This is a genomic window from Flavobacterium niveum (assembly GCF_055231775.1).
The window spans coordinates 224,970-244,798 of the sequence record NZ_JBUYSX010000003.1 but is presented as its reverse complement, the minus strand read 5'-3'; the positions used below and the strand labels follow the sequence as shown (position 1 = coordinate 244,798).

Genomic DNA, 19,829 nt, shown 5'->3' with positions numbered 1-19,829 from the left:
TTTAAGCTGAGTTGCGGCTGGCGTTAATGTTGCCAAACAGCGAACGGGTTACTATCTTCTCATAGGTTTCCAGCAGGCTTTCATCGCCTTTACCGGCTTTAATCTGGCGGATTTTAATCAGCGCATACTGTTGTATGGTAAGTAGTGGCAGTACAATATTTTCGCGCATTTTTATCGATGCCCAGCCGTCAGGGTAGTTCTCCATCAGCTCGCTGTACCCCGAAATTTTAAGCAATAAGCGCCTTGTTTCCTGGTATTCATCGTAAATGATTTGCCAGAAATCGCCAAACTCAGGGTCGTTTTTCATATACGCCGTAAGCGGAAAGAACGATTTGCTCAGCGACATCATACTGTTCTCAAGCAACGTACGGAAGAACAGCGATTCCTGATACAGGCTGGCTACCTCTTCCCAACGGCCTTCTTTTTCGTAATGCCCCAGCGCATGCCCCACCCCGAAGAAACCCGGTACATTTTGCTTCAGCTGTGCCCAGCTGCCCACAAACGGTATGGCACGGAGGTCGCCAAAGTTAAGCTCACCGCCGGTGTTGCGCTTGCTTGGGCGGCTGCCTATATTGGCTTTAGAATAATAGTTTAGCGTACTCATGCGTTCCAGGTACGGTAAAAACTTAGGATGCCCCTTAAAGGCCATGTATTTTTCGTAGCCCAGGTGCGCCATGGCATCCATAAGGTCTTTTTGCCCCGGGGTAAACTGCTTGTCCTCTTTTTTAAAGACACCGTTTGTAATACCGGCACTCAGCAGGTTTTCCAGGTTAAAACGGCAACTGTCTATGGTCCCGAAGTTAGAACTTATGGTTTGCCCCTGTACGGTAACCTGAATTTCGTTATTGTCTATGGTAGCGCCCAGCGAAGCATAAAACTTGTGGGTTTTTCCGCCACCACGTGCCGGTGGGCCGCCGCGTCCGTCAAAAAATATCACTTTAATACCGTATTCCCTGGCCATTTGGGTAAGGTTTTCCTTGGCACGGAAAATACCCCAGTTGGCCATAAGGTAACCACCGTCTTTGGTACCGTCGCTAAAGCCAAGCATTATGGTTTGGGTACTGCCACGGCGTTTCAGGTGTGCGGCATATTTTTCATTTTCATACAGCAGCTTCATGGCATGGCCTGCCTCTTCAAGATCGTCCACGGTTTCAAAAAGCGGCACTATATCTACCGTAGGCTCATCCCAGCCCAGCAACCCAAACATTTTCAGCAGCTCCATAACATTCAGCGCACTTTCGTTGTTACTTATAATGTAGCGGTTGCTGCCCAGTTCGCCATTGCGTTCCTGTATGGTTTTTATGGCAAGGATAGATTCCAGCGTGCGACGGGTGTTTTCGTCTTCAAACTGCTCCGGCGAAATCTTAGCATCAATACCGTTCAGCGCTTTTAACTTATCTTCTTCATCAAGGTTGCTGTACTCTTTGGTAAACTGATGATTGTCTTCCAGATGTTTTATAACATCGGCAAATACGGCATTGTGTATATGGCTGTTTTGCCTTATATCCAGCGATGCAAAATAGAAACCAAACAGGTTTACTTTATTTATCAGCTCATCTATTTCGTCAAGGTAAAGCGACTGGTGATGGCTTATAACTAAGTCCTTGATTTCAGTAAGGGTTGTTTTCAATTCTTCGAGGGTAATATATATATCTCCTTTAGAATAGAAAACCGACCTGTATACCTTGTCTTCTAATTCGGTAATTATTTTATGTACATTATTAAATGTAAGGTGCCTTTTCAGCCTCTTAATATCATTATAATAACATTTTAGTATTGATGTACGTAGCCTGTCGGCCACCTTCAATGTAATTTCATTGGTTACAAACGGGTTACCATCGCGGTCGCCACCCGGCCAAAAGCCAAATGCTATAATCGGTTCGGGCAATGTTTCCCCTTTATAAAAGGCATCCTGCACGTAAGACGAAATATCGCCGGCAGCTTTATAAAACACATTTTCCAGGTACCACAGCAGGCTTACCGCCTCATCAAACGGGGTAGGCTTTTCTTTGCGTATAAACGGGGTTTTGCCCAGCTGGGCAAGCAGCGTTTTTATTTCACTAAGGTTATTGTTCTTAATTGCAGCAGTAAGGTCGGTAATTATACCCAATACCTCGTCAGGATAAAACTGTGTGGGGTGTGCCGTAAGCACGGGGCGAATGGCAAACTGCTCTAAAAATTCGCGCAGTTGCGGCATCTGCCCGCTGTTTTCTGCCTTTTCACGGGCTTCACGCAGTGTACCGCTTCCTTCAAGATTATTTAGCCCTGCAAAAGCAGCGTCTTCAATAGCATCAAACAGTACCACCTGGCGCTCTACATATTGTATAAAGCGGAACATAAGGCTTATCTCTTCCGATTCAGGCACATCCTGAAGGTACTTGTCCGAGAAATCTTTAAAAATCTGTTCGGGGCTGTTGCCTTTTTTAAACCCTTCATCGCATATTTCAGAAAACAATGGGAGTAATACCCCGGTGTTGTCTATATCTGTAAAAGGAAGGGTGATAAAAATACTGTTGAAAAGCTGGTATTTAAGGCGTACGTTTTCATTAAAACGTTCAATTCTTGTGGCAGGATACATGGTTCTATTTTTTTGCTGAAATTAATAAAAAACCCCCATGTAAAAAACATAGGGGTATTAATCTTTTTATAAATAATCTTACAGATCTTTAAAGATGGTGTGCATCAGCCTCTTCTTGTCGTTGATGCTTTCTTCAAGCGAAATCATGGTTTCAGTCCTGTATACACCCTCAATGTCGTCTATCATAAAGATTACTTCTTTAGCGTGCTTGGTATCTTTAGCCCTTATCTTGCAGAAAATGTTGAACTTACCTGTTGTAACATGTGCCACAGTTACGTAAGGTATTTCATTTATCCTTTCAAGGACAAATTTAGTCTGCGACGTGTTGTGAAGAAACACACCCACATAAGCAATAAAAGAATAACCCAGTTTTTCGTAATCAAGAGTAAGTGATGAACCCATTATGATACCGGCATCTTCCATTTTTTTAACCCTTACATGGACAGTACCTGCCGAAATAAGCAGTTTTTTTGCAATATCAGTAAACGGTACCCTGGTGTTGTCAATCAGCATATCCAGTATCTGATGGTCAACTTCATCTAAACGAAACTTGCTCATAAATGTGTGTTTTTAAGGTTTATTGTATCTGGTATTAGGTCGAATCATTTTAATATTCTACAGTAAAACGAAAAATTTAACTTAAAATTTCCTGTCCGTTGATGAATTTTCTGTCTTCTCCTATAAAAAAGTCAGCTTTTTTATCAATTTCAGGTGTTTTGCCACTCTCCTCGCTGTAAAAAAATGCCTCATTACAGTCAAATTCTGCGTGGCCAAAGTAACCTTCCAAATTGCCTATTTCTCTTATAAACGCTCGAAAAATTACAGATTTGTCAATTAAAACTTCCTTATACTGTACTGCAAAATTCGTGATTTTTTCTTTATTTTCATAATTTATTTTAACTTTTTTATACATCATATCATAAAATACAATCTTATTTTGAGGAATATCAAAATATTTGTTGTTTGCACTTGAAGCTATAACGTTTTCGTTAATTGTGTGAAATCCTGAAAATAATGCAAAAAATATAAATTTGCGTGTAATCTCACGTTCATAATCGCCCGGGTAGTGCCCCGCCTCAAATAAAATTGTAGGCACACCAAGCGACTGGAACATATCGCCAATGCAGTTAATATTAAACGAATCGTCAAACCTGCCCACCTGCCCAGGAATGTATTGCTGCAGGGTTTCGTTCATGGCTGCAATAACGTCTATGGCTGTTTGGCGCACTCCGTTAATTTCCCTTTCTTCATTAAATGAAGGTGCCAAAAATGATACCGTGGCGGGTTTTGGCCTGCCCTCCCCTACACCAAATATGGTACGCTGGTCGTGCATGTTATAGCAGTAATGGGGCTTAAACTTTTCAAAGGCACCACGAAGCAGTTTGCTTTCGGGCTGGGAAAGGTTTAGCGAATCACGGTTCAGGTCTACCTTGTTAGCGTTTTCGCGGGTATACAGCCTGGCCCCGTCTGGATTTACTATTGGTAATATATAAAAGGTGAAATGCGCCAGGAATGCTTTGGCTGTATTATCTCCCGAAATAAGGAAATTCAAAAAGTCGAAAACCGCCTTGGTTGTGGTAGATTCGTTGCCGTGCATTTGCGACCAGATGAATATTTTGGTACTCCCCTCTCCGGCTACTATATTATATATAGGCAGGCCTTCGGCAGAATGTCCTTCAATACCTACGGCAAAATGCGGCTTGAATTTTTCCAGTAAAGGTTCAATGTTTTTATTGGTTATATAGCGCCCGTGCAGGGAATTCTCTTTAACGCTCTGGTAAATGGCTTCTAAATTCATTGGGATTATTTGTACTGTGCAAATTTATTGCAAAAAACTACAGCTTTTATTAGCGCAGTTACATAAAACGCAAAACAATTACACAAAACCGATGAAATTTGTAATATCAATCCATAAAAAAACCCCGACTTATTTTATAAAAAATAGAGCCGGGGCCATTAACCAATAAAACAAACACAAATTATCTTTAAACCTTCTAAAAAGTTTACTCAATCTTATCTGGCAGCAACATCAGTTATTACTGATATTTCTATACCATAAAATTACAACGGCATAGTGTTAAAAACTAACAACTAATCGTTAAAGTGTTCTTAAAAAGATAATTATAATTGTTTTACACTGCCTTCCTCCTCAAAAAGCAGCTTTATATTTTCATATGAGTTTTTCAATGCCTCTTTAATCTGTGCCGGCTTCAGCCATGCCACCTTTTCTATACCTTCTTCTGCCTGGCCTACAAGGGGACCGTCAAAATTAGTTTTCATTTCGTACCAGTGCGTTATTTTAAGGCGGTACGTTCCGTTCCTCTTAAATACGTGGTAGGTTTTTTCCAGCTTACGGGTTATTTTAAGCCCGCCCACACCGGTTTCTTCCTCCACCTCACGCATGGCGGTATCTTCTATCTCTTCATGCTTTTCTATACCGCCTTTGGGCAAATCCCATTTGCCGTTGCGGAGTATAAAAAGTACATCGCCCCACTTATTATATACAAGGCCGCCACCTGCTTTGGCTACAGGTATGCGCTCTTTAAGCACTTTAAGCGCCTGCTTTTCATCAGGATGGTACAAAAAAGCCTTGTCTATGCGATTATTAAACATCTTTGATATAAGTTGCTCTATATCAATACTCTCTAAAAGAAATAACTGAAAATCAGTTTCCTTCTCTACGGTAGAGGTTAAAAAAAGCGGCTTATCGTTTACAAAAACTTTATACATTTGCGGTATGATTATAAACACAGACACAGCTAAAAAAACAGCCGAGTTGCTGTTGCAAATAAACGCAATTAAATTAAATCCCAAAAATCCTTTTACATGGGCTTCGGGATGGAAATCTCCAATTTATTGCGACAACCGTATAACCCTTTCATTTCCACCGATACGTAACTATATACGTGAGGAGTTTGCCAAGTTTATAGAAAAAGAATATGGCAAGCCCGATGTGATAGCAGGTGTGGCCACCGGGGCTATAGGCATAGGTATGCTTGTCGCCGAATATATGGGGCTGCCGTTTGTATACGTACGCCCTGAGCCTAAAAAGCACGGCCGCCAAAACCAAGTGGAAGGCTTTTTGCAAAAAGGACAGAATGTGGTAGTTGTAGAAGACCTTATAAGCACCGGAAAAAGCAGCCTGCAGGCTGTGGAAGCGCTACGTGAAGCCGGTGCAAATGTAAAAGGCATGGTGGCTATTTTCAGCTACGGTTTTGGTGTGTCTGAAGAGAATTTTAAAAGTGCCAATGTAAACCTGCATACGCTGGGCAACTATGAAAACCTGTTGGAACTTGCCGTGGCGAAACAATACATTACTGAAGCCGAGCAGGATACCCTTAAAGACTGGCGCATTTCTCCGGACACATGGGGTAATTGATTTTTTTCTTGTTTAAAAGATTTTTTTCTTTATATTTGTTATCAATTATAAAACACTTTAAATTAATCAACCATGAAAAAAATCTTTACACTATTAGTGTTTTTGTGCACAATTTCAATTTATTCTCAAACCCTGGATAAGGAAGGTGTTGAGATAGGACGTGCACAACAGTTTGGCGCGCCTATTGAGGCTCAACTGACAAAAAAAGACAATGTCTACAAAATCAGTTTCAGGGACATCAGCTTTAAGACTGTTGACTATTATGTAGATTTTGAATTTAAAGATGAAAACGGCAATCTTGACACGCTTTATGCGATGATTGAAAAAGGCTTTGAGGAAATGCCAAAAGACAGTATAGAGGTTACATTTGCTAACAGGACCGTATATCTTAAATTTACACGTTTTGTTGGTGCAAAAGTACTTGCATTTGTATGTACCAAGCCCGGAAATGATGAAGAATTAATATTAAGTAACTTCATTGCTAAGAAACAAGTAGATAAGTTATTTGGTAAGAAAAAATAATACTATAAAATGAACTTAGATAGCCCGAAAGTAACAGTACAAAAACCGGCACAATATATTTTTGATGCACTTACCGATGTAAAAAACTTCGAAAAGCTAATGCCTGAAAACATAGCAAAATTTGAAGTTATTGGTGAAGAAGCATTCATTTTTGCCTTGAAAGGCATGCCCGAAATAAAGCTGAAGCTTAAAGACAGGCAAAGCCCTAACAAGGTAGTACTGGGTGCTGCCAGCGATAAACTGCCGTTTACACTTACTGCTTTTATAGATGCGGCAGATGAGAACAGCAGTACCGTACAGCTAAAATTTGAGGGCGAGTTTAATGCCATGATGGCCATGATGATAAAAGGGCCTATAACAAAATTCATAGAAACCCTGGCTGTTAATATGGATAAGTTGTAGTAAACCAACAAAATACTATTAAATCCTTCCGGCTGTACCGGGAGGATTTTTTTATTGGTTAAAGTATAACAAACTGTTGTGCCTTGCTGTAAAAAAATGTGTACTTTTAAATTACAAACAAAAATTCCAAATTATGGGAAATGTAAACGATTTTGAACTTCCTTTCGATTTAGCGTCTGAAATGGACGATATGGAACTGGTAAAAATACACGCAGGCGATGTAAACCTGCCCACCGGCCGCATAGTTGTTGCCGACCCGTTTTTTGCAACGGAACAGGCCGCCTTTGCGCGTACCGTAGAGCCGGACAAATACCCGGTGTACATCTACCTTTCTGAAATAGAAAAGCTGCACTACCGCATAGCCTATGCAAAAATAGCCTTCAGGCCCGAAAAAGCTGTACGCTGGATACTGGCACTTACCGAAGATGTGAGTGCTGAGGAACTGGACGACCTGGGCGTAGACGAATTTTACGGTTTCCCGGTAGAGAGCGGGCTTTGCGGCTTTATGGACGAAGAAACGCTTGAAGAGTTTACAGAAAAGCTTGAAGCCCTGCACGAAAGCGACCCTGATTATAACTATTATGATACCGTACTGGCAGATGAGTTTCGCGAGTATTCGGGTAAAAACACGTTTTCACGCGAGCTGGGCGACTGGAATGACCACCATGTAGCGCCCGACAGCGATAACAACATTATCATGTTTGCCGCAGGAAACGGCGAAGGCTACTACCCGGCCTACTGGGGCCTTAATGAAAAAGGTGATATTACAGAACTGGTTGTTGACTTCCTTTTAGATGAGGATTTTGATGACGAGGATTTTGAAGAAGAAGACTTCGACACCGAAGAATAGAACAAAGAGGTTGCCCTAATCAGGCGACCTCTTTTACTTTAATGTATTCAGTACTTCCATAAATTCGGCTTCAGAATTTTTAGCCAAAACCAGAGAACCGAAGCTATTGATGTGGTTTTTATTGTAATACATCAGTGTATCATGATAAAACGGGGCGTCTTTAAAAGCATCATTTTTAGATAAATCTATAAAATGCACATTGGCATACTTCTGTTCCAGCCAATGCATATCCTGGTTTTCTTTGCGCTGGCGAACCGTATATTGCTGTGTAACATCTTTTCTTTTAAGATACCCCCTGTTCACTCTCAGTGGGTCTTTATCCAGTATGGGGAACGGCGTTACCAGCAGTAATTGTTGCCCTGGCTTCAATGCTTTTGCCATGTCTTCAAGTGCGGTTGTCAGTGACGGCACCATTACCCACGAACTCATTGCCATGATAATAACCTTGCTTTCCTGTATCTTTTTTGATGTTATTGGCAACGCCCTTAACGCTTCCTCATAATCGCCGTACCTGCCTCTCTTTTGTACTTCCTCTTTATCTATACCGTTTATCGCAGGATAACTATTGGTTGTAACAGTACTAAACGAAAAATGGTGCTTTTTGCCAAGGTAATCCAGGTAAGGCTTCAGGCACAGGGCATGGCTGTTGCCTATAAGCACAATTTCGGGTTGAGTGTTTTTATCGCCAAGCACCTCGGCTTTGCCGGTATTGTGTGATTTCATCCCGAAAACAGGCCCGGCATACTCAGTCGGTATGGTAGAAAAGTAACGGTTTACCGGCAGCATCGTAAAAAGTAATACACCAACACCCACCACAATTGGCACCATACCAAACCAAAAGGCACGGGGTTTTGTCTTGCGCAGCGTATCTTCCACCAATGCAAAAGACAACCATGAGAGTATTGCAGTAGATAGTATGATTAAAATATATTGGCCAACACTAAATGCACCTCCGGCATTGTAGTAACGCATTAAGGCAATCACCGGCCAGTGCCATAAGTAGATGGAATACGATAACATTCCCAAAAACACAAAAGGCTTTTTGCTGAGCAACACATTTACAGGTGTTGTTTCCCAAAGCAACAGCAACACCGTACCTATGCAGGGAAACAACAGGAATATTCCCGGGAAATGGTTTTGATCAATAACAAAAGCCCCAACACATAACAACAGTATACCGGCATAGCCGGCGTAGGGCTTTATCGGCTTAAGCTTTTCTGTCAATTCCTTGTGTTTTAAGGCCAGCAATACCCCTGCGCAAAATTCAGGGATGCGTACCGGCAGTGCATAATAGGCCCAGGCAATTTTGTGGGCGATTTCCGTTTGGTAAATACCGAATGTAAACAACCCCGCAGTAATTACTGCTATAATCCCAAACCTGTATTTTTTTGGCGGAAGCAATAACAATAACGGCAGCAGCAAATAGAATTTCATTTCGTTGCCCAAAGTCCAGGTATGCAATAAAGGGCGCTGTTGCATGGGAGCACCGAAATAAGAGTTCATGCCGGCGTATATCCTGTCGGAATCGAATATGGCCGCATGGAGAAACTCGCGCCTAAAGCTATCCATATCGCCGCCAATGAATACAAACACGCCTACTATAGCAGTAACTATAAGCATTACATAATATGCCGGGACTATCCTCTTTATCCTTTTAAAATAAAATTGGACAATGTTAAAACCACCTTGCTCCTGCTTATTTATAATGATGGACGATACCAAAAAACCCGAAAGCACAAAGAAGATATCTACGCCTATAAAACCAGCCGGAAGCCAGGCTTCATTCAGGTGGAACAAAAAAACAAAAATGACTGCCAGTGCCCTAAGCCCCTGTATATCTTTCCTGTACTCCATGCAGATTTTTCTCTTTGATTTTAGGTTTTGCCAAAACTACAAATTATCCCTTCAGCAACAAGCAAAATTTAATATTCGGCCTGTATTTTATAACAGTTTCCTTCCCAAAAATACCGTAGTTTTTAAGTATATTTGACGGCAAAAAATTTACTTTTTCCCTATGTAAAATGCATGGGTTAAAATACACACATTACATGAAAAACTTCACATCGGTAGATGACATACAAGACCTTAACGGCCTTGTGGCTTTGGCCAAAGCGGTTAAAGCAGCTCCCTTTGCCAACCGGGAACTGGGCAAAAACAAAATCCTTGGGTTACTGTTTTTTAACCCGAGTTTAAGGACAAGGCTCAGCACGCAGAAAGCCGCGCTGAACCTGGGCATGTCGCCTATTGTAATGAACCTGAATACCGAAGGATGGACACTGGAGTTTGAAGACGGCGTTGTTATGGACGGCGCCAGCAGTGAGCACATTAAAGAAGCCGCCCAGGTGGTTTCGCAGTACTGCGACATCATAGCCATACGCAGCTTCCCTACCCTTACCGATAAAGAAAAGGATGAGGAAGAATATGTAATCAGTGCGTTTAAAAAATACGCTTCAGTGCCGGTAATAAGCCTTGAAGGCAGTACCGAGCACCCGCTTCAGGCTGTAGCCGATGCACTTACCATAGAAGAATACAAAACCAAAGCCCGCCCTAAGGTGGTGCTTACCTGGGCGCCGCACCCGAGGGCGCTTCCGCATGCTGTGCCTAATTCATTTGTAAAAGTGATGAAGAAGGCCGATGTGGATTTTGTAATCACCTATCCTGAAGGGTATGAACTGAACCCTGATTTTACAGCAGGTGTTGCCATTACCCACAACCAGGATGAGGCATTTAAGGATGCCGATTTTATCTATGCCAAAAACTGGAGCAGTTATATTGACTATGGTAAAATAACGAGCAAAGACCCATCATGGACCATAACGCCTGAAAAAATGGCACTGACCGATAACGGTAAGTTTATGCACTGCCTGCCGGTGCGCCGTAATATGATTGTTACCGATGCGGTGCTGGACAGCGATACGTCTATCGTTATCCCGCAGTCGAACAACCGCACATGGGCTGCACAGGCCATTTTGACTAAAATACTTGAAGATGCGGGAGAATAAACCTAAGCTGACCGTTGTAAAAATAGGTGGCAACGTAATAGACAATACCGGTGCACTGAAAAGCTTCCTGGCCGATTTTGCTGCACTTGAAGGCCATAAGATACTGGTACACGGTGGTGGAAAAATTGCGACCAAAACCGCAGAGGGACTTGGTATTACAGCCGTTTTCCACGAAGGCAGGCGCATTACCGACAAGCCAATGCTGGATGTTGCGGTGATGACCTACGCCGGGCTTATCAATAAAGACATAACTGCACAACTACAGGCACTTGGCAGTAACGCTATGGGCTTTACCGGAGCCGATGGCAACCTTATCCTTTCTGAAAAACGTAAGAATGCTGCGGTAGACTTCGGTTTTGTGGGCGATGTACTGGCGGTAAATGCTGATTTACTTCAGGTTTTGGTACAGCAAAATGTGGTTCCCGTATTTTGTGCCATAACGCACGACGGCAACGGCCAACTGTTGAATACCAATGCCGACACCATAGCCAGCACGGTAGCGGTAGCCAACTCACAATATTTTGACGTAAGGCTGATGTATTGCTTTGAGAAAAAAGGTGTGCTTATGGACAGCGAAAATGAGGATACCGTAATAAAAAACCTTACTTTTGAAGCCTACAAGACACTACGCGGCGAGGGTATAATACACAGCGGCATGCTGCCAAAACTGGAAAACTGCTTTAACGCTATAGATAAAGGGGTGACACAGATAGGCATAGGCAGCCCTGAAATGCTGAAAGGGAACAGCATTTATACACTGGTAACCGCAGGATGAAAACACAATTGCATGAGTAAAACAACCATACAAACACTAACACAGGAAGCCATAGCCCTGCTGAAGCAGCTTATCAGTACGCAGTCTTTTTCGTCTGAAGAAGAAGGTACGGCGCTGCTTATAGAAGCATGGTTTACACGATACGATATTCCATTCCTTAGGGAAAACAACAATATTTGGGCATTCAACAAAAACTTTGAAGCAGGCAAGCCGTTGCTGTTGCTTAACTCGCACCACGACACGGTAAAACCCAACCAGGGCTATACCCACAACCCACTGGAACCAACAGTGGAAGACGGTAAGCTTTTCGGGCTGGGCAGTAACGACGCCGGTGGATGCCTTGTTTCACTGATTGCTACATTTACGCATTTTTATGACGCGGAAAACCTGCCGTATAACCTTGTTATTGTGGCTTCTGCAGAGGAAGAAAGCAGCGGCCCTAAAGGACTAAACAGTGTACTGAAGCATTTGCCCGACTTAGAATTGGCCATTGTAGGCGAACCTACCGAAATGCAGCTCGCCATAGCCGAAAAGGGCCTGTTGGTACTTGATGTAGCCGTTTGCGGCACACCGGGCCACGCAGCACATCCTAACGATGATGTGAGCATATACAACGCCATCCCCGTTATAGAGTGGTTCCGCGATTACCGCTTTGAAAAGGTAAGCGAGGTACTGGGGCCAATGAAAATGACCGTTACAGGCACCGCAGCAGGCAAGCAGCACAACGTTATCCCTGCCGAATGCAACCTTGTGGTAGATGTACGTGTAAACGACTGCTATACCAACATTGAAGTACTTGAAATCATCCGCGCTGAAATCGCTGCAAAATTTGGCGATAAGGTAAAAGTGAACCCTCGTTCGCTGCACCTTAACTCATCGCACATAGATAAAGACCACGCGCTGGTACAGGCCGGTGTGGCCCTGGGCAGGACTACTTATGGTTCGCCTACGCTAAGTGACCAGTCGGTACTGAGCTGCCAGTCGCTGAAGCTGGGACCGGGTTATTCGCCCCGTTCGCACAGCGCCGATGAATTTATATTTTTACATGAAATAGAAGAAGGTATTGATTTGTATATCAAAATATTGACTTCCTTTCTTAAACAGTCTTAGTTTACGTTTCGGCAAGAACCTGAAACTTTAAACTTTAAACACAAATTAAAAATGAAACTTTGGGATAAAGGTATACCTACCGATAAAAAGACCGATATATTCACCGTAGGCAACGATCGCGAACTCGATCTTGTACTGGCTCCGTATGATGTTATAGGCAACATTGCACAGGCGAAGATGCTTGCTAAAGTGGGACTGCTTACCGAAGCCGAGGCAACCGACCTTGTACTTGCACTTGAGGAGATATTGGCCGACATCAAAAAAGGTGACTTTACCATAGAAGATTTGTTTGAAGACGTACACAGCAAAGTAGAATACCTGCTGATAGAAAAGCTGGGCGATACCGGCAAAAAAATCCACACGGCACGTTCGCGTAACGACCAGGTTCTTACAGATATACACCTGTATATTAAAGCAGAACTTCAAACCATAAAAGCGCAGGTTAAGGAACTTTTCGACCTGCTTATTGCGCAAAGCAGGCAGTACCAAAACATACTTTTACCGGGTTACACCCACTTTCAGGTGGCTATGCCGTCATCGTTCGGGATGTGGTTTTCAGCCTATGCCGAAACACTGATAGACGATGTTACACTACTCAATGCAGCGCTTACCGTAGCCGACCAGAATCCACTGGGTTCAGCGGCGGGGTACGGCAGTTCCTTCCCTGTCGACCGTACGTTTACGACTGAAGAAATGGGCTTTGCCACACTAAAATACAACTCTGTTGCTGCGCAAATGAGCCGTGGCAAAGTAGAGAAAACCACTGCCTTTGCACTGGCATCGGTAGCGGGTACGTTGGCTAAGCTTGCGATGGACATTACACTGTACCTGAGCCAGAACTTCAATTTTATAAGCCTGCCACAGCATCTAACCACCGGCAGCAGCATTATGCCGCACAAAAAGAACCCGGATATTTTCGAGCTTATACGTGGCAAATGCAATAAAATACAGGCACTTCCTTATGAAATAACCCTCATAACCAACAACCTGCCAAGCGGTTACCACAGGGAATTCCAACTGCTTAAGGAAGGATTGTTCCCGGCACTGCAAACCCTGAAATCGTGCCTGGAAATGGCGCATTATTCGATTAAGGAAATAAAGGTTAACGAGAATATACTGGACGATAAAAAGTATGATTACCTGTTTACTGTAGATGCACTGAATGAGTTGGTTACCCAAGGCATACCATTCCGCGATGCGTACAAAATTGTAGGCGGCCAGGTAGACGAAGGCACCTTTGTATCGCCAAAAGCAACGAACCATACACATGAGGGCAGTATCAACAACCTATGCCTTGATGAGATTGTAACTAAAATGGATAAATCCCTATAAACTAAACCTGAACCCGAAATAAGCATCGGCCTGGTGGGTATTACTGTTATTAAAGACAGCCGTTAACAGCGAACCCGAACCGATGTAAAAACCCCCGTAACGCAGGCCAAGCCCCATAGCAAAACCTGAGATTTCGCTGTCGCTTATGGGTAAAAAGGCTTCAAATGTTTGGGTGGCAAAACGCGGTGTTACGGTAAACACATCCTGTACCGCTATCTGGTTTACTTCATAATCCTGGTTCAGTTTGCGTTGCAGGTAGGCTCCAAGGTACCAACTTCCGTAAATATTGGCATCGGCATACATAGCCAATGTGCCCGGCATTTTTGCCTTAAAATCAGTATTTTGCTTGGTAATCTGGGCAAAACCGCTGTTTATTAGTTTTTGCTCAATGCTTTCCAAATCATCATCGCCGCTAAACTGCTGTAAGTCGAGATATTGCCCCTCAGGAACGTTAATTACATAACTGTTGCTCTGATTATTAGGGTCTTTAAACGTCATGGTTCCCATATTTCGCAACGCCACACCTGCATTAATACGGTACAGCTTCTCATCATCGGGTTTCCAGTTGTAATTTAGGCCAATATCAGCCGCTACCCCACCTGGCTTCCCAAAATAATCTACAAAATTAGACCGGTCGTTAAAGTCATCCTTCAATGCCCCTGAATATGCAAAACTTATATTAGAATAGGCATCGGTAAGTGCCACACTATTGTCGTTCAGCGCAAGCGTACCACTGAAATCACTCGCATTCATTCGGGCATAGGTACCCGGCATCAGGAGTTTTACAGTAGCACCACCATTAACAGTATGCCCATTTTCGGAATACAGTTCGCGGGCTACAGAAAAGCTAATCTCGCCCCAGGTTACTGCCGAGGCTTTCTGGTCATAATCCACTAATAGCGTCGATGCAGTCTCTACCGATTCCGGCAAAGCTCCGTTTACAATGGCATTACCCAGGTCGTTGTTCACGTTTACGATATTCGCTTTAGTCTTTCCTGCTGTGGTGAGGGCAAATACCCATTTATCCACCTTCCATGCTACAGAAGGGCCGAGGATTTCGAAATCAGCACGGATACTGGCGGGTTTATCGCCCGAAAAAATGGCTTCTTCAAAATTATTACCGGATACCAGTTCGTTAAAGCCCATCTTGTTATTCGACATATACGCACTGACAGACAGCGTATTAAAAGAGAAAGTTTCATTAAGATTAGCCAGTGCGGCAGGGTTTACCGTACTGTTAAGGATGCCTGTACGCAGCGATGTGCTTATCCCTGCAAAATGTTCCTGGGCCTGCACCATCAGTGTGCCCAGGAATGCTGATATTACAATAAGCTTTTTCATATCCCTAACTTTTCACTACTAATTTACGCAGCCTGAAAAATGGGTATTACTAATAAAAAGTTATTGTTATGCCAATAAAAACACTGCTTTTTAAGACACTAATCCTGAACACTTTGCCATAAAGCATCATCAGGAACCGGGGCTATGATTTCAAGTGGTGTTTTGGCAACCGGGTGTGTAAGTACCAGCTTACGGGCATGCAGGCAAATACCACCATCGGGGTTACTGCGGTCGGCACCGTATTTGAGGTCGCCTTTTATGGGAGAACCGATAGCTGAGAGTTGTGCGCGTATCTGGTGATGTCGCCCTGTATGCAGGTCAATTTCAAGAGCTGTGTAGTTAGTAAGCACCTTAATAATCCGGTAGTCCAGCGAAGCCGGTTTACTACCGGTCACTTCTTTGGTGTGCGCCTTACTGGTATTGCTTTTCTCATTACGGGTAAGGTAATGCTTCAGCATAGCGGAATCCCTTTCAGGACGCTGCTTTACAATGGCCCAGTAGGTTTTTTGGGTCTCGCGGTTTTTAAAAATATCATTCAGCCGGGTGAGTGCCTTACTGGTACGCGCAAAGACCACAATGCCCGTAGTGGGCCTGTCCAGCCGGTGGACTACCCCCAAAAAAACCTCGCCCGGCTTGTTGTATTTGTCCTTAATGTATTCTTTAACAACCTCACTGAGAGGCTTATCTCCGGTTTTATCGCCTTGTACAATATCGCCCACACGCTTATTAACCACAATAATGTGGTTGTCTTCGTAGAGGACATCGAGATTGTCTTTAGTAGAGAGTATCTTCAAACCGGAAGTTTCAAATAAACAAATTAACGAATAACCGAATTACCAATTAGTATTGCTCCTTTTCGCTTGGGAAATCCTTAGACTTAACATCGGCTGCATATTGTCCAATAGCTTTGGTCATATCATCGAAAAGGTTCAGGTACCTGCGTAGAAAGCGTGGGCTAAACTCATTGTTCATGCCCAGCATATCGTGGATTACCAGTACCTGCCCGTCTACCCCGCCACCGGCACCAATGCCTATTACAGGAATGGTAAGGCTTTCGGCAACCCTTTGCGCCAAAGCCGCCGGGATTTTCTCAAGCACTACAGCAAAGCAGCCAAGGCGTTCCAAAAGCTGTGCATCTTCAATAAGCTTATCAGCTTCGGCATCTTCCTTGGCACGCACGGTGTATGAACCGAATTTGTATATCGACTGCGGCGTAAGCCCAAGGTGCCCCATTACAGGGATACCGGCATGCAGCAGTTTTTTAATCGAGTCTTTAATTTCAGAGCCTCCTTCCAGCTTTACGGCATGGGCGCCGCTTTCCTTCATGATGCGGATAGCCGAACGCAATGCCTCTTTAGGATCACTTTGGTAGGTACCAAACGGAAGGTCTACCACTACCAGCGCACGCTCTACCCCGCGCACTACCGATGATGCATGGTAGATCATCTGGTCCAGCGTTATAGGAAGCGTAGTTTCATGTCCTGCCATAACATTACTGGCAGAGTCGCCCACCAATATTACGTCTACCCCGGCAGTATCCACGATTTTCGCCATGGTAAAGTCATAGGCGGTAAGCATGGAAATTTTTTCGCCATGGGCTTTCATTTCTATAAGTGACTTGGTGGTTATCCTTTTATAATCTTTTTTAGCGACTGACATTTTTCTTTAAATTTGGAGTGTAAAAGTAGTAAATTGCGCTAAGAATAAGGCCTTTGTTGCGTTTTTATTAATAGCACGCAGGTCAATTATCCCTATAACAATAACTTATTTAATAAAATTGAAATGAAAAAAGTACTTGTGTTACTGGCCCTGCTGAGCCTGCAACTTGTTTCGGCACAAGAAGCTGAAGCTAAAAAAGCCGTGGAGACCTTTTTTACTGCATTTAACAAAGCTGATGTAACCACAATAAAAACAGTATGCGCCGACAAAATGATACTGCAATCAGTTGAAGTACATACGGTTGGCAATAAATTTACCGAAGAAACCGACGTGAAATTCTACGCATGGCTGCAAAGCATGGCAGGTAAGGCGAACTTCGAAGAAAAGGCAAAAGACTACAAAGTACTGACCGACGGGCACATAGCACACGTATGGGTTAATTATGAGTTTTTTGTAAACGGGCAGTTCAGCCACAAGGGTGTGGACTCCTTTGAGTTGGTTAAGTTTAAGGACGGCTGGAAGATTGTATACCTGATTGATACGCGTATGCCGTAATACAAAAGGGCTGTCATTAAGACAGCCCTTTTTTTGTTATAAATGAGTTAGTTAAGTTACTAATACGCCACCAATTCCTTCAGTGCAGTTTCAAAGCGCGTTTTGGGAAGGTACTGGTCTTCAAGGGCTTTGGTAAACGGAATGGCACTTTCCAGGCTGCCTACACGTTTTACAGGGCCGTCGAGGTACTCAAAGCAGTTTTCCATAATCAGTGCCGAAATATCTCCTGCTACACCGCCAAACAACGTATCTTCCTGAAGGATAATAGCTTTGCCTGTTTTCTTTACAGAAGCAAAAACAGCCTCGGTATCAAGAGGTTGCAGCGTACGCAGATCGATAAGGTCGGCTTTAATATCCGGGTGCTGGTCCAGCGTCTCTATAGCCCAGTGTACTCCTGCGCCAAATGAAATCACCGTAACATCAGTACCCTCACGAAGTAGTGCCGCTTTGCCAAACGGCAGTGTATAATATTCTTTCGGAACCTCTTGGTAAGCGCTGCGGTACAGGGCTTTATGCTCAAAGAACATTACCGGGTTAGGGTCGTTTATGGCAGTGGCTAACAAGCCTTTAGCATCATAAGGAAACGCCGGGTACACCACTTTAAGCCCCGGGGTTTTGGTAAACCATGCTTCATTCGTCTGGCTGTGGAACGGCCCTGCCTGCACCCCTGCCCCGCAAGGCATGCGTACCACCACATCGGCATTTTCCTGCCAGCGGTAGTGGACTTTAGCGAGGTAATTTACAATCGGGTTAAACCCAGTCGACACAAAATCAGCAAATTGCATCTCTATAACCGACTTATAGCCGTTGATAGACAGCCCCATCCCCGCCGATACTACAGCCGACTCACATATAGGGGTATTGCGTACGCGCTCCTTCCCGAAACGCTGCACAAAACCTTCGGTTATTTTAAAGGCGCCGCCGTATTCAGCAATGTCCTGCCCCATGATAACCAGGTTGTTATGGCGTTCCATACTTTGGGCAAGCCCTTGCTGTATGGCATCAATCATACGGATGTTTTCGGCATCACCTTTTGGAGCAACATCCTCAAAATCATATGGTTTATATACATCACCCAGTTCCTCTTCAAGGCTGGCCTCAATAGCCGGCTCAGCCGAAGCACGCTGGTAGTGTTCGTCTATCTCCTGTTTCAGTGCCGCACGAATGGCATCATCGGCTTCATCAGTCAGTATACTATTGTCTTTAAGGTAGTTGCGGTAATTTTCAACAGGGTCTTTTACGGCCCAGACATCCATAAGTTCCTGTGGCACATACTTGGTACCGCTGGCTTCCTCGTGCCCACGCATACGGAACGTCTTGAATTCCAGCAGTACAGGCCTTGGATTTTCACGTAGCGAAGCCACTATATCGGTCAGCCTCGTATATACTTCCAGTATGTTGTTCCCGTCTATAATGTGCGCCTCTATTCCATAGCCAATCCCTTTATCTGCAATATGTTGGCATCGGTACTGCTCGTTTGTAGGCGTACTTAATCCGTAGCCGTTATTCTCAACGACAAACAAAACAGGTAGTTCCCAAACGGCGGCTATGTTCAGCGCCTCGTGGAAATCGCCCTCGCTTGTAGCGCCTTCCCCTGTAAATACGGCAGTTACCTTACCTTCGCCACGAAGTTTGTGCGCCAGGGCAATACCGTCAGCCACACCCAGCTGCGGGCCAAGGTGCGATATCATACCTATTATCTTAAACTCCTGTGTGCCAAAGTGAAAGGAACGGTCGCGCCCCTTGGTAAAACCGTTAGCTTTGCCCTGCCACTGGCTGAAAAGCCGGTACAAAGGTATGTCCCTCCCGGTGAAAACACCGAGGTTACGGTGCATGGGCAATATGTACTCATCGGGTTGTAATACGGCGGTAATTCCTACAGAAATAGCCTCCTGCCCTATGCCGCTAAACCATTTAGATACTTTGCCCTGTCGGATGAGGATAAGCATCTTCTCCTCTATAAGGCGTGGTTTTAATAATTTCTTATATAAATCGAGTAATTGTTCATTACCCAACTGTTTTCTATCGAAATCCATGAGGTTTTTTGAAATATCTTTATTTATTCAAATGTAGTAAAATAACAATATGCGAAATACGTGTTAGGAAAATTTATTTATAACTCAATCCAAAACTAACATTTGTTAGAAAATTCACCCAAAAAGATATTCCACTTTTTGCACAAAAAAGTACAAAAAGCTGTGGAAGTTTAGTTTTGCCTAAAAATATTAAAACACTAAACATCAACAAACTAACAAATTTCGTCATTTCACAGCAGCGCCGAATATTCCACATTTTCCACAGCGTTTTTACTGAACAACTGCTTT

18 protein-coding genes are annotated in these 19,829 nt (G+C 43.6%); 9 read left to right on the top strand and 9 right to left on the bottom strand.

What is annotated here, in order from left to right; genetic code table 11:
• Position 1 precedes the first annotated feature (1 nt).
• The 4 genes from ACZIX4_RS09415 to ACZIX4_RS09400 form a co-directional block, all read right to left on the bottom strand.
• The gene (locus ACZIX4_RS09415; protein ID WP_463335377.1) at positions 2-2,578 is read right to left on the bottom strand and encodes a phosphoenolpyruvate carboxylase; all 2,577 of its coding nucleotides are present in this window, start codon (positions 2,576-2,578) and stop codon (positions 2-4) included.
• Positions 2,579-2,656: 78 nt separating this feature from the next.
• Positions 2,657-3,136 (bottom strand): Lrp/AsnC family transcriptional regulator, encoded by a 480-nt coding sequence (locus ACZIX4_RS09410; RefSeq protein ID WP_322626403.1) that lies wholly within the window; start codon positions 3,134-3,136, stop codon positions 2,657-2,659.
• Between the two features lie 76 nt (positions 3,137-3,212).
• Complete coding sequence (locus tag ACZIX4_RS09405; protein WP_463335376.1) at positions 3,213-4,376, bottom strand: M14 family metallopeptidase; 1,164 nt, start codon at positions 4,374-4,376, stop codon at positions 3,213-3,215.
• 323 nt (positions 4,377-4,699) lie between these two features.
• Positions 4,700-5,308 carry an NUDIX hydrolase gene (locus ACZIX4_RS09400; RefSeq protein ID WP_463335375.1) on the bottom strand — a complete coding sequence of 203 codons (609 nt, stop codon included), beginning with the start codon at positions 5,306-5,308 and terminating at the stop codon, positions 4,700-4,702.
• Positions 5,309-5,315: 7 nt separating this feature from the next.
• Here ACZIX4_RS09400 and pyrE point away from each other — a divergent pair, with 7 nt between their 5' ends.
• The 4 genes from pyrE (at position 5,316) to ACZIX4_RS09380 (ending at position 7,731) form a co-directional block, all read left to right on the top strand.
• Positions 5,316-5,957 (top strand): orotate phosphoribosyltransferase, encoded by a 642-nt coding sequence (gene pyrE / locus ACZIX4_RS09395; protein WP_463335374.1) that lies wholly within the window; start codon positions 5,316-5,318, stop codon positions 5,955-5,957.
• 72 nt (positions 5,958-6,029) lie between these two features.
• Complete coding sequence (locus ACZIX4_RS09390) at positions 6,030-6,479, top strand: hypothetical protein (protein WP_463335373.1); 450 nt, start codon at positions 6,030-6,032, stop codon at positions 6,477-6,479.
• A 9-nt stretch (positions 6,480-6,488) separates the two neighbouring features.
• Positions 6,489-6,881: an SRPBCC family protein gene (locus ACZIX4_RS09385; protein ID WP_463335372.1), complete on the top strand. Its 393-nt coding sequence runs from the start codon at positions 6,489-6,491 to the stop codon at positions 6,879-6,881.
• 133 nt (positions 6,882-7,014) lie between these two features.
• Positions 7,015-7,731, top strand: a complete 717-nt coding sequence (locus ACZIX4_RS09380; protein WP_463335371.1) for a DUF4241 domain-containing protein — start codon at positions 7,015-7,017, stop codon at positions 7,729-7,731.
• 33 nt (positions 7,732-7,764) lie between these two features.
• Here the strand turns inward: ACZIX4_RS09380 and ACZIX4_RS09375 are convergent, their stop codons facing one another.
• Positions 7,765-9,585, bottom strand: a complete 1,821-nt coding sequence (locus tag ACZIX4_RS09375; RefSeq protein ID WP_463335370.1) for an acyltransferase family protein — start codon at positions 9,583-9,585, stop codon at positions 7,765-7,767.
• 194 nt (positions 9,586-9,779) lie between these two features.
• Between ACZIX4_RS09375 and ACZIX4_RS09370 the strand changes: the two genes are divergently transcribed.
• From ACZIX4_RS09370 to argH, 4 genes are read left to right on the top strand one after another with little or no spacing between them, the layout of a single operon-like run.
• Entirely contained in the window at positions 9,780-10,733 is a 954-nt protein-coding gene (locus tag ACZIX4_RS09370; protein ID WP_463335369.1) for an N-acetylornithine carbamoyltransferase, read from the top strand.
• On the top strand, positions 10,720-11,508 hold the full coding sequence (gene argB, locus ACZIX4_RS09365; protein ID WP_463335368.1) for an acetylglutamate kinase: 789 nt from the start codon (positions 10,720-10,722) through the stop codon (positions 11,506-11,508). The genes ACZIX4_RS09370 and argB overlap by 14 nt, the downstream gene beginning before the upstream one ends.
• A gap of 12 nt (positions 11,509-11,520) precedes the next feature.
• A complete protein-coding gene (locus tag ACZIX4_RS09360) occupies positions 11,521-12,618 on the top strand; it encodes a M20 family metallo-hydrolase (protein WP_463335367.1) in 1,098 nt (365 codons plus the stop codon).
• 51 nt (positions 12,619-12,669) lie between these two features.
• Positions 12,670-13,950 (top strand): argininosuccinate lyase, encoded by a 1,281-nt coding sequence (gene argH, locus ACZIX4_RS09355; protein WP_463335366.1) that lies wholly within the window; start codon positions 12,670-12,672, stop codon positions 13,948-13,950.
• Here the strand turns inward: argH and ACZIX4_RS09350 are convergent.
• From ACZIX4_RS09350 to panB, 3 genes are all read right to left on the bottom strand, one after another.
• Positions 13,945-15,291, bottom strand: a complete 1,347-nt coding sequence (locus tag ACZIX4_RS09350) for a hypothetical protein (protein ID WP_463335365.1) — start codon at positions 15,289-15,291, stop codon at positions 13,945-13,947. The genes argH and ACZIX4_RS09350 overlap by 6 nt on opposite strands.
• Positions 15,292-15,389: 98 nt before the next feature.
• The gene (locus tag ACZIX4_RS09345) at positions 15,390-16,085 is read right to left on the bottom strand and encodes an RluA family pseudouridine synthase (RefSeq protein ID WP_463335364.1); all 696 of its coding nucleotides are present in this window, start codon (positions 16,083-16,085) and stop codon (positions 15,390-15,392) included.
• A gap of 46 nt (positions 16,086-16,131) precedes the next feature.
• Positions 16,132-16,950 carry a 3-methyl-2-oxobutanoate hydroxymethyltransferase gene (panB, locus tag ACZIX4_RS09340; protein WP_463335363.1) on the bottom strand — a complete coding sequence of 273 codons (819 nt, stop codon included), beginning with the start codon at positions 16,948-16,950 and terminating at the stop codon, positions 16,132-16,134.
• Between the two features lie 123 nt (positions 16,951-17,073).
• Here panB and ACZIX4_RS09335 point away from each other — a divergent pair, with 123 nt between their 5' ends.
• Positions 17,074-17,505 carry a nuclear transport factor 2 family protein gene (locus ACZIX4_RS09335; protein WP_463335362.1) on the top strand — a complete coding sequence of 144 codons (432 nt, stop codon included), beginning with the start codon at positions 17,074-17,076 and terminating at the stop codon, positions 17,503-17,505.
• A 59-nt stretch (positions 17,506-17,564) separates the two neighbouring features.
• Here the strand turns inward: ACZIX4_RS09335 and ACZIX4_RS09330 are convergent, their stop codons facing one another.
• Positions 17,565-19,541: an alpha-ketoacid dehydrogenase subunit alpha/beta gene (locus ACZIX4_RS09330; RefSeq protein WP_463335361.1), complete on the bottom strand. Its 1,977-nt coding sequence runs from the start codon at positions 19,539-19,541 to the stop codon at positions 17,565-17,567.
• Positions 19,542-19,829: the final 288 nt, after the last annotated feature.

Excerpts from the sequence above, each read along its gene's own strand:
- ACZIX4_RS09330 (WP_463335361.1), bottom strand. The coding sequence starts at position 19,541 with ATGGATTTCGATAGAAAACAGTTGGGTAATGAACAATTACTCGATTTA.
- argB (WP_463335368.1), top strand. The coding sequence starts at position 10,720 with ATGCGGGAGAATAAACCTAAGCTGACCGTTGTAAAAATAGGTGGCAAC.
- argH (WP_463335366.1), top strand. The coding sequence starts at position 12,670 with ATGAAACTTTGGGATAAAGGTATACCTACCGATAAAAAGACCGATATA.
- ACZIX4_RS09410 (WP_322626403.1), bottom strand. The coding sequence starts at position 3,136 with ATGAGCAAGTTTCGTTTAGATGAAGTTGACCATCAGATACTGGATATG.
- ACZIX4_RS09370 (WP_463335369.1), top strand. The coding sequence starts at position 9,780 with ATGAAAAACTTCACATCGGTAGATGACATACAAGACCTTAACGGCCTT.
- ACZIX4_RS09335 (WP_463335362.1), top strand. The coding sequence starts at position 17,074 with ATGAAAAAAGTACTTGTGTTACTGGCCCTGCTGAGCCTGCAACTTGTT.
- panB (WP_463335363.1), bottom strand. The coding sequence starts at position 16,950 with ATGTCAGTCGCTAAAAAAGATTATAAAAGGATAACCACCAAGTCACTT.
- ACZIX4_RS09405 (WP_463335376.1), bottom strand. The coding sequence starts at position 4,376 with ATGAATTTAGAAGCCATTTACCAGAGCGTTAAAGAGAATTCCCTGCAC.
- ACZIX4_RS09400 (WP_463335375.1), bottom strand. The coding sequence starts at position 5,308 with ATGTATAAAGTTTTTGTAAACGATAAGCCGCTTTTTTTAACCTCTACC.
- ACZIX4_RS09375 (WP_463335370.1), bottom strand. The coding sequence starts at position 9,585 with ATGGAGTACAGGAAAGATATACAGGGGCTTAGGGCACTGGCAGTCATT.
- ACZIX4_RS09390 (WP_463335373.1), top strand. The coding sequence starts at position 6,030 with ATGAAAAAAATCTTTACACTATTAGTGTTTTTGTGCACAATTTCAATT.
- ACZIX4_RS09385 (WP_463335372.1), top strand. The coding sequence starts at position 6,489 with ATGAACTTAGATAGCCCGAAAGTAACAGTACAAAAACCGGCACAATAT.
- pyrE (WP_463335374.1), top strand. The coding sequence starts at position 5,316 with ATGATTATAAACACAGACACAGCTAAAAAAACAGCCGAGTTGCTGTTG.
- ACZIX4_RS09360 (WP_463335367.1), top strand. The coding sequence starts at position 11,521 with ATGAGTAAAACAACCATACAAACACTAACACAGGAAGCCATAGCCCTG.
- ACZIX4_RS09415 (WP_463335377.1), bottom strand. The coding sequence starts at position 2,578 with ATGTATCCTGCCACAAGAATTGAACGTTTTAATGAAAACGTACGCCTT.
- ACZIX4_RS09380 (WP_463335371.1), top strand. The coding sequence starts at position 7,015 with ATGGGAAATGTAAACGATTTTGAACTTCCTTTCGATTTAGCGTCTGAA.
- ACZIX4_RS09350 (WP_463335365.1), bottom strand. The coding sequence starts at position 15,291 with ATGAAAAAGCTTATTGTAATATCAGCATTCCTGGGCACACTGATGGTG.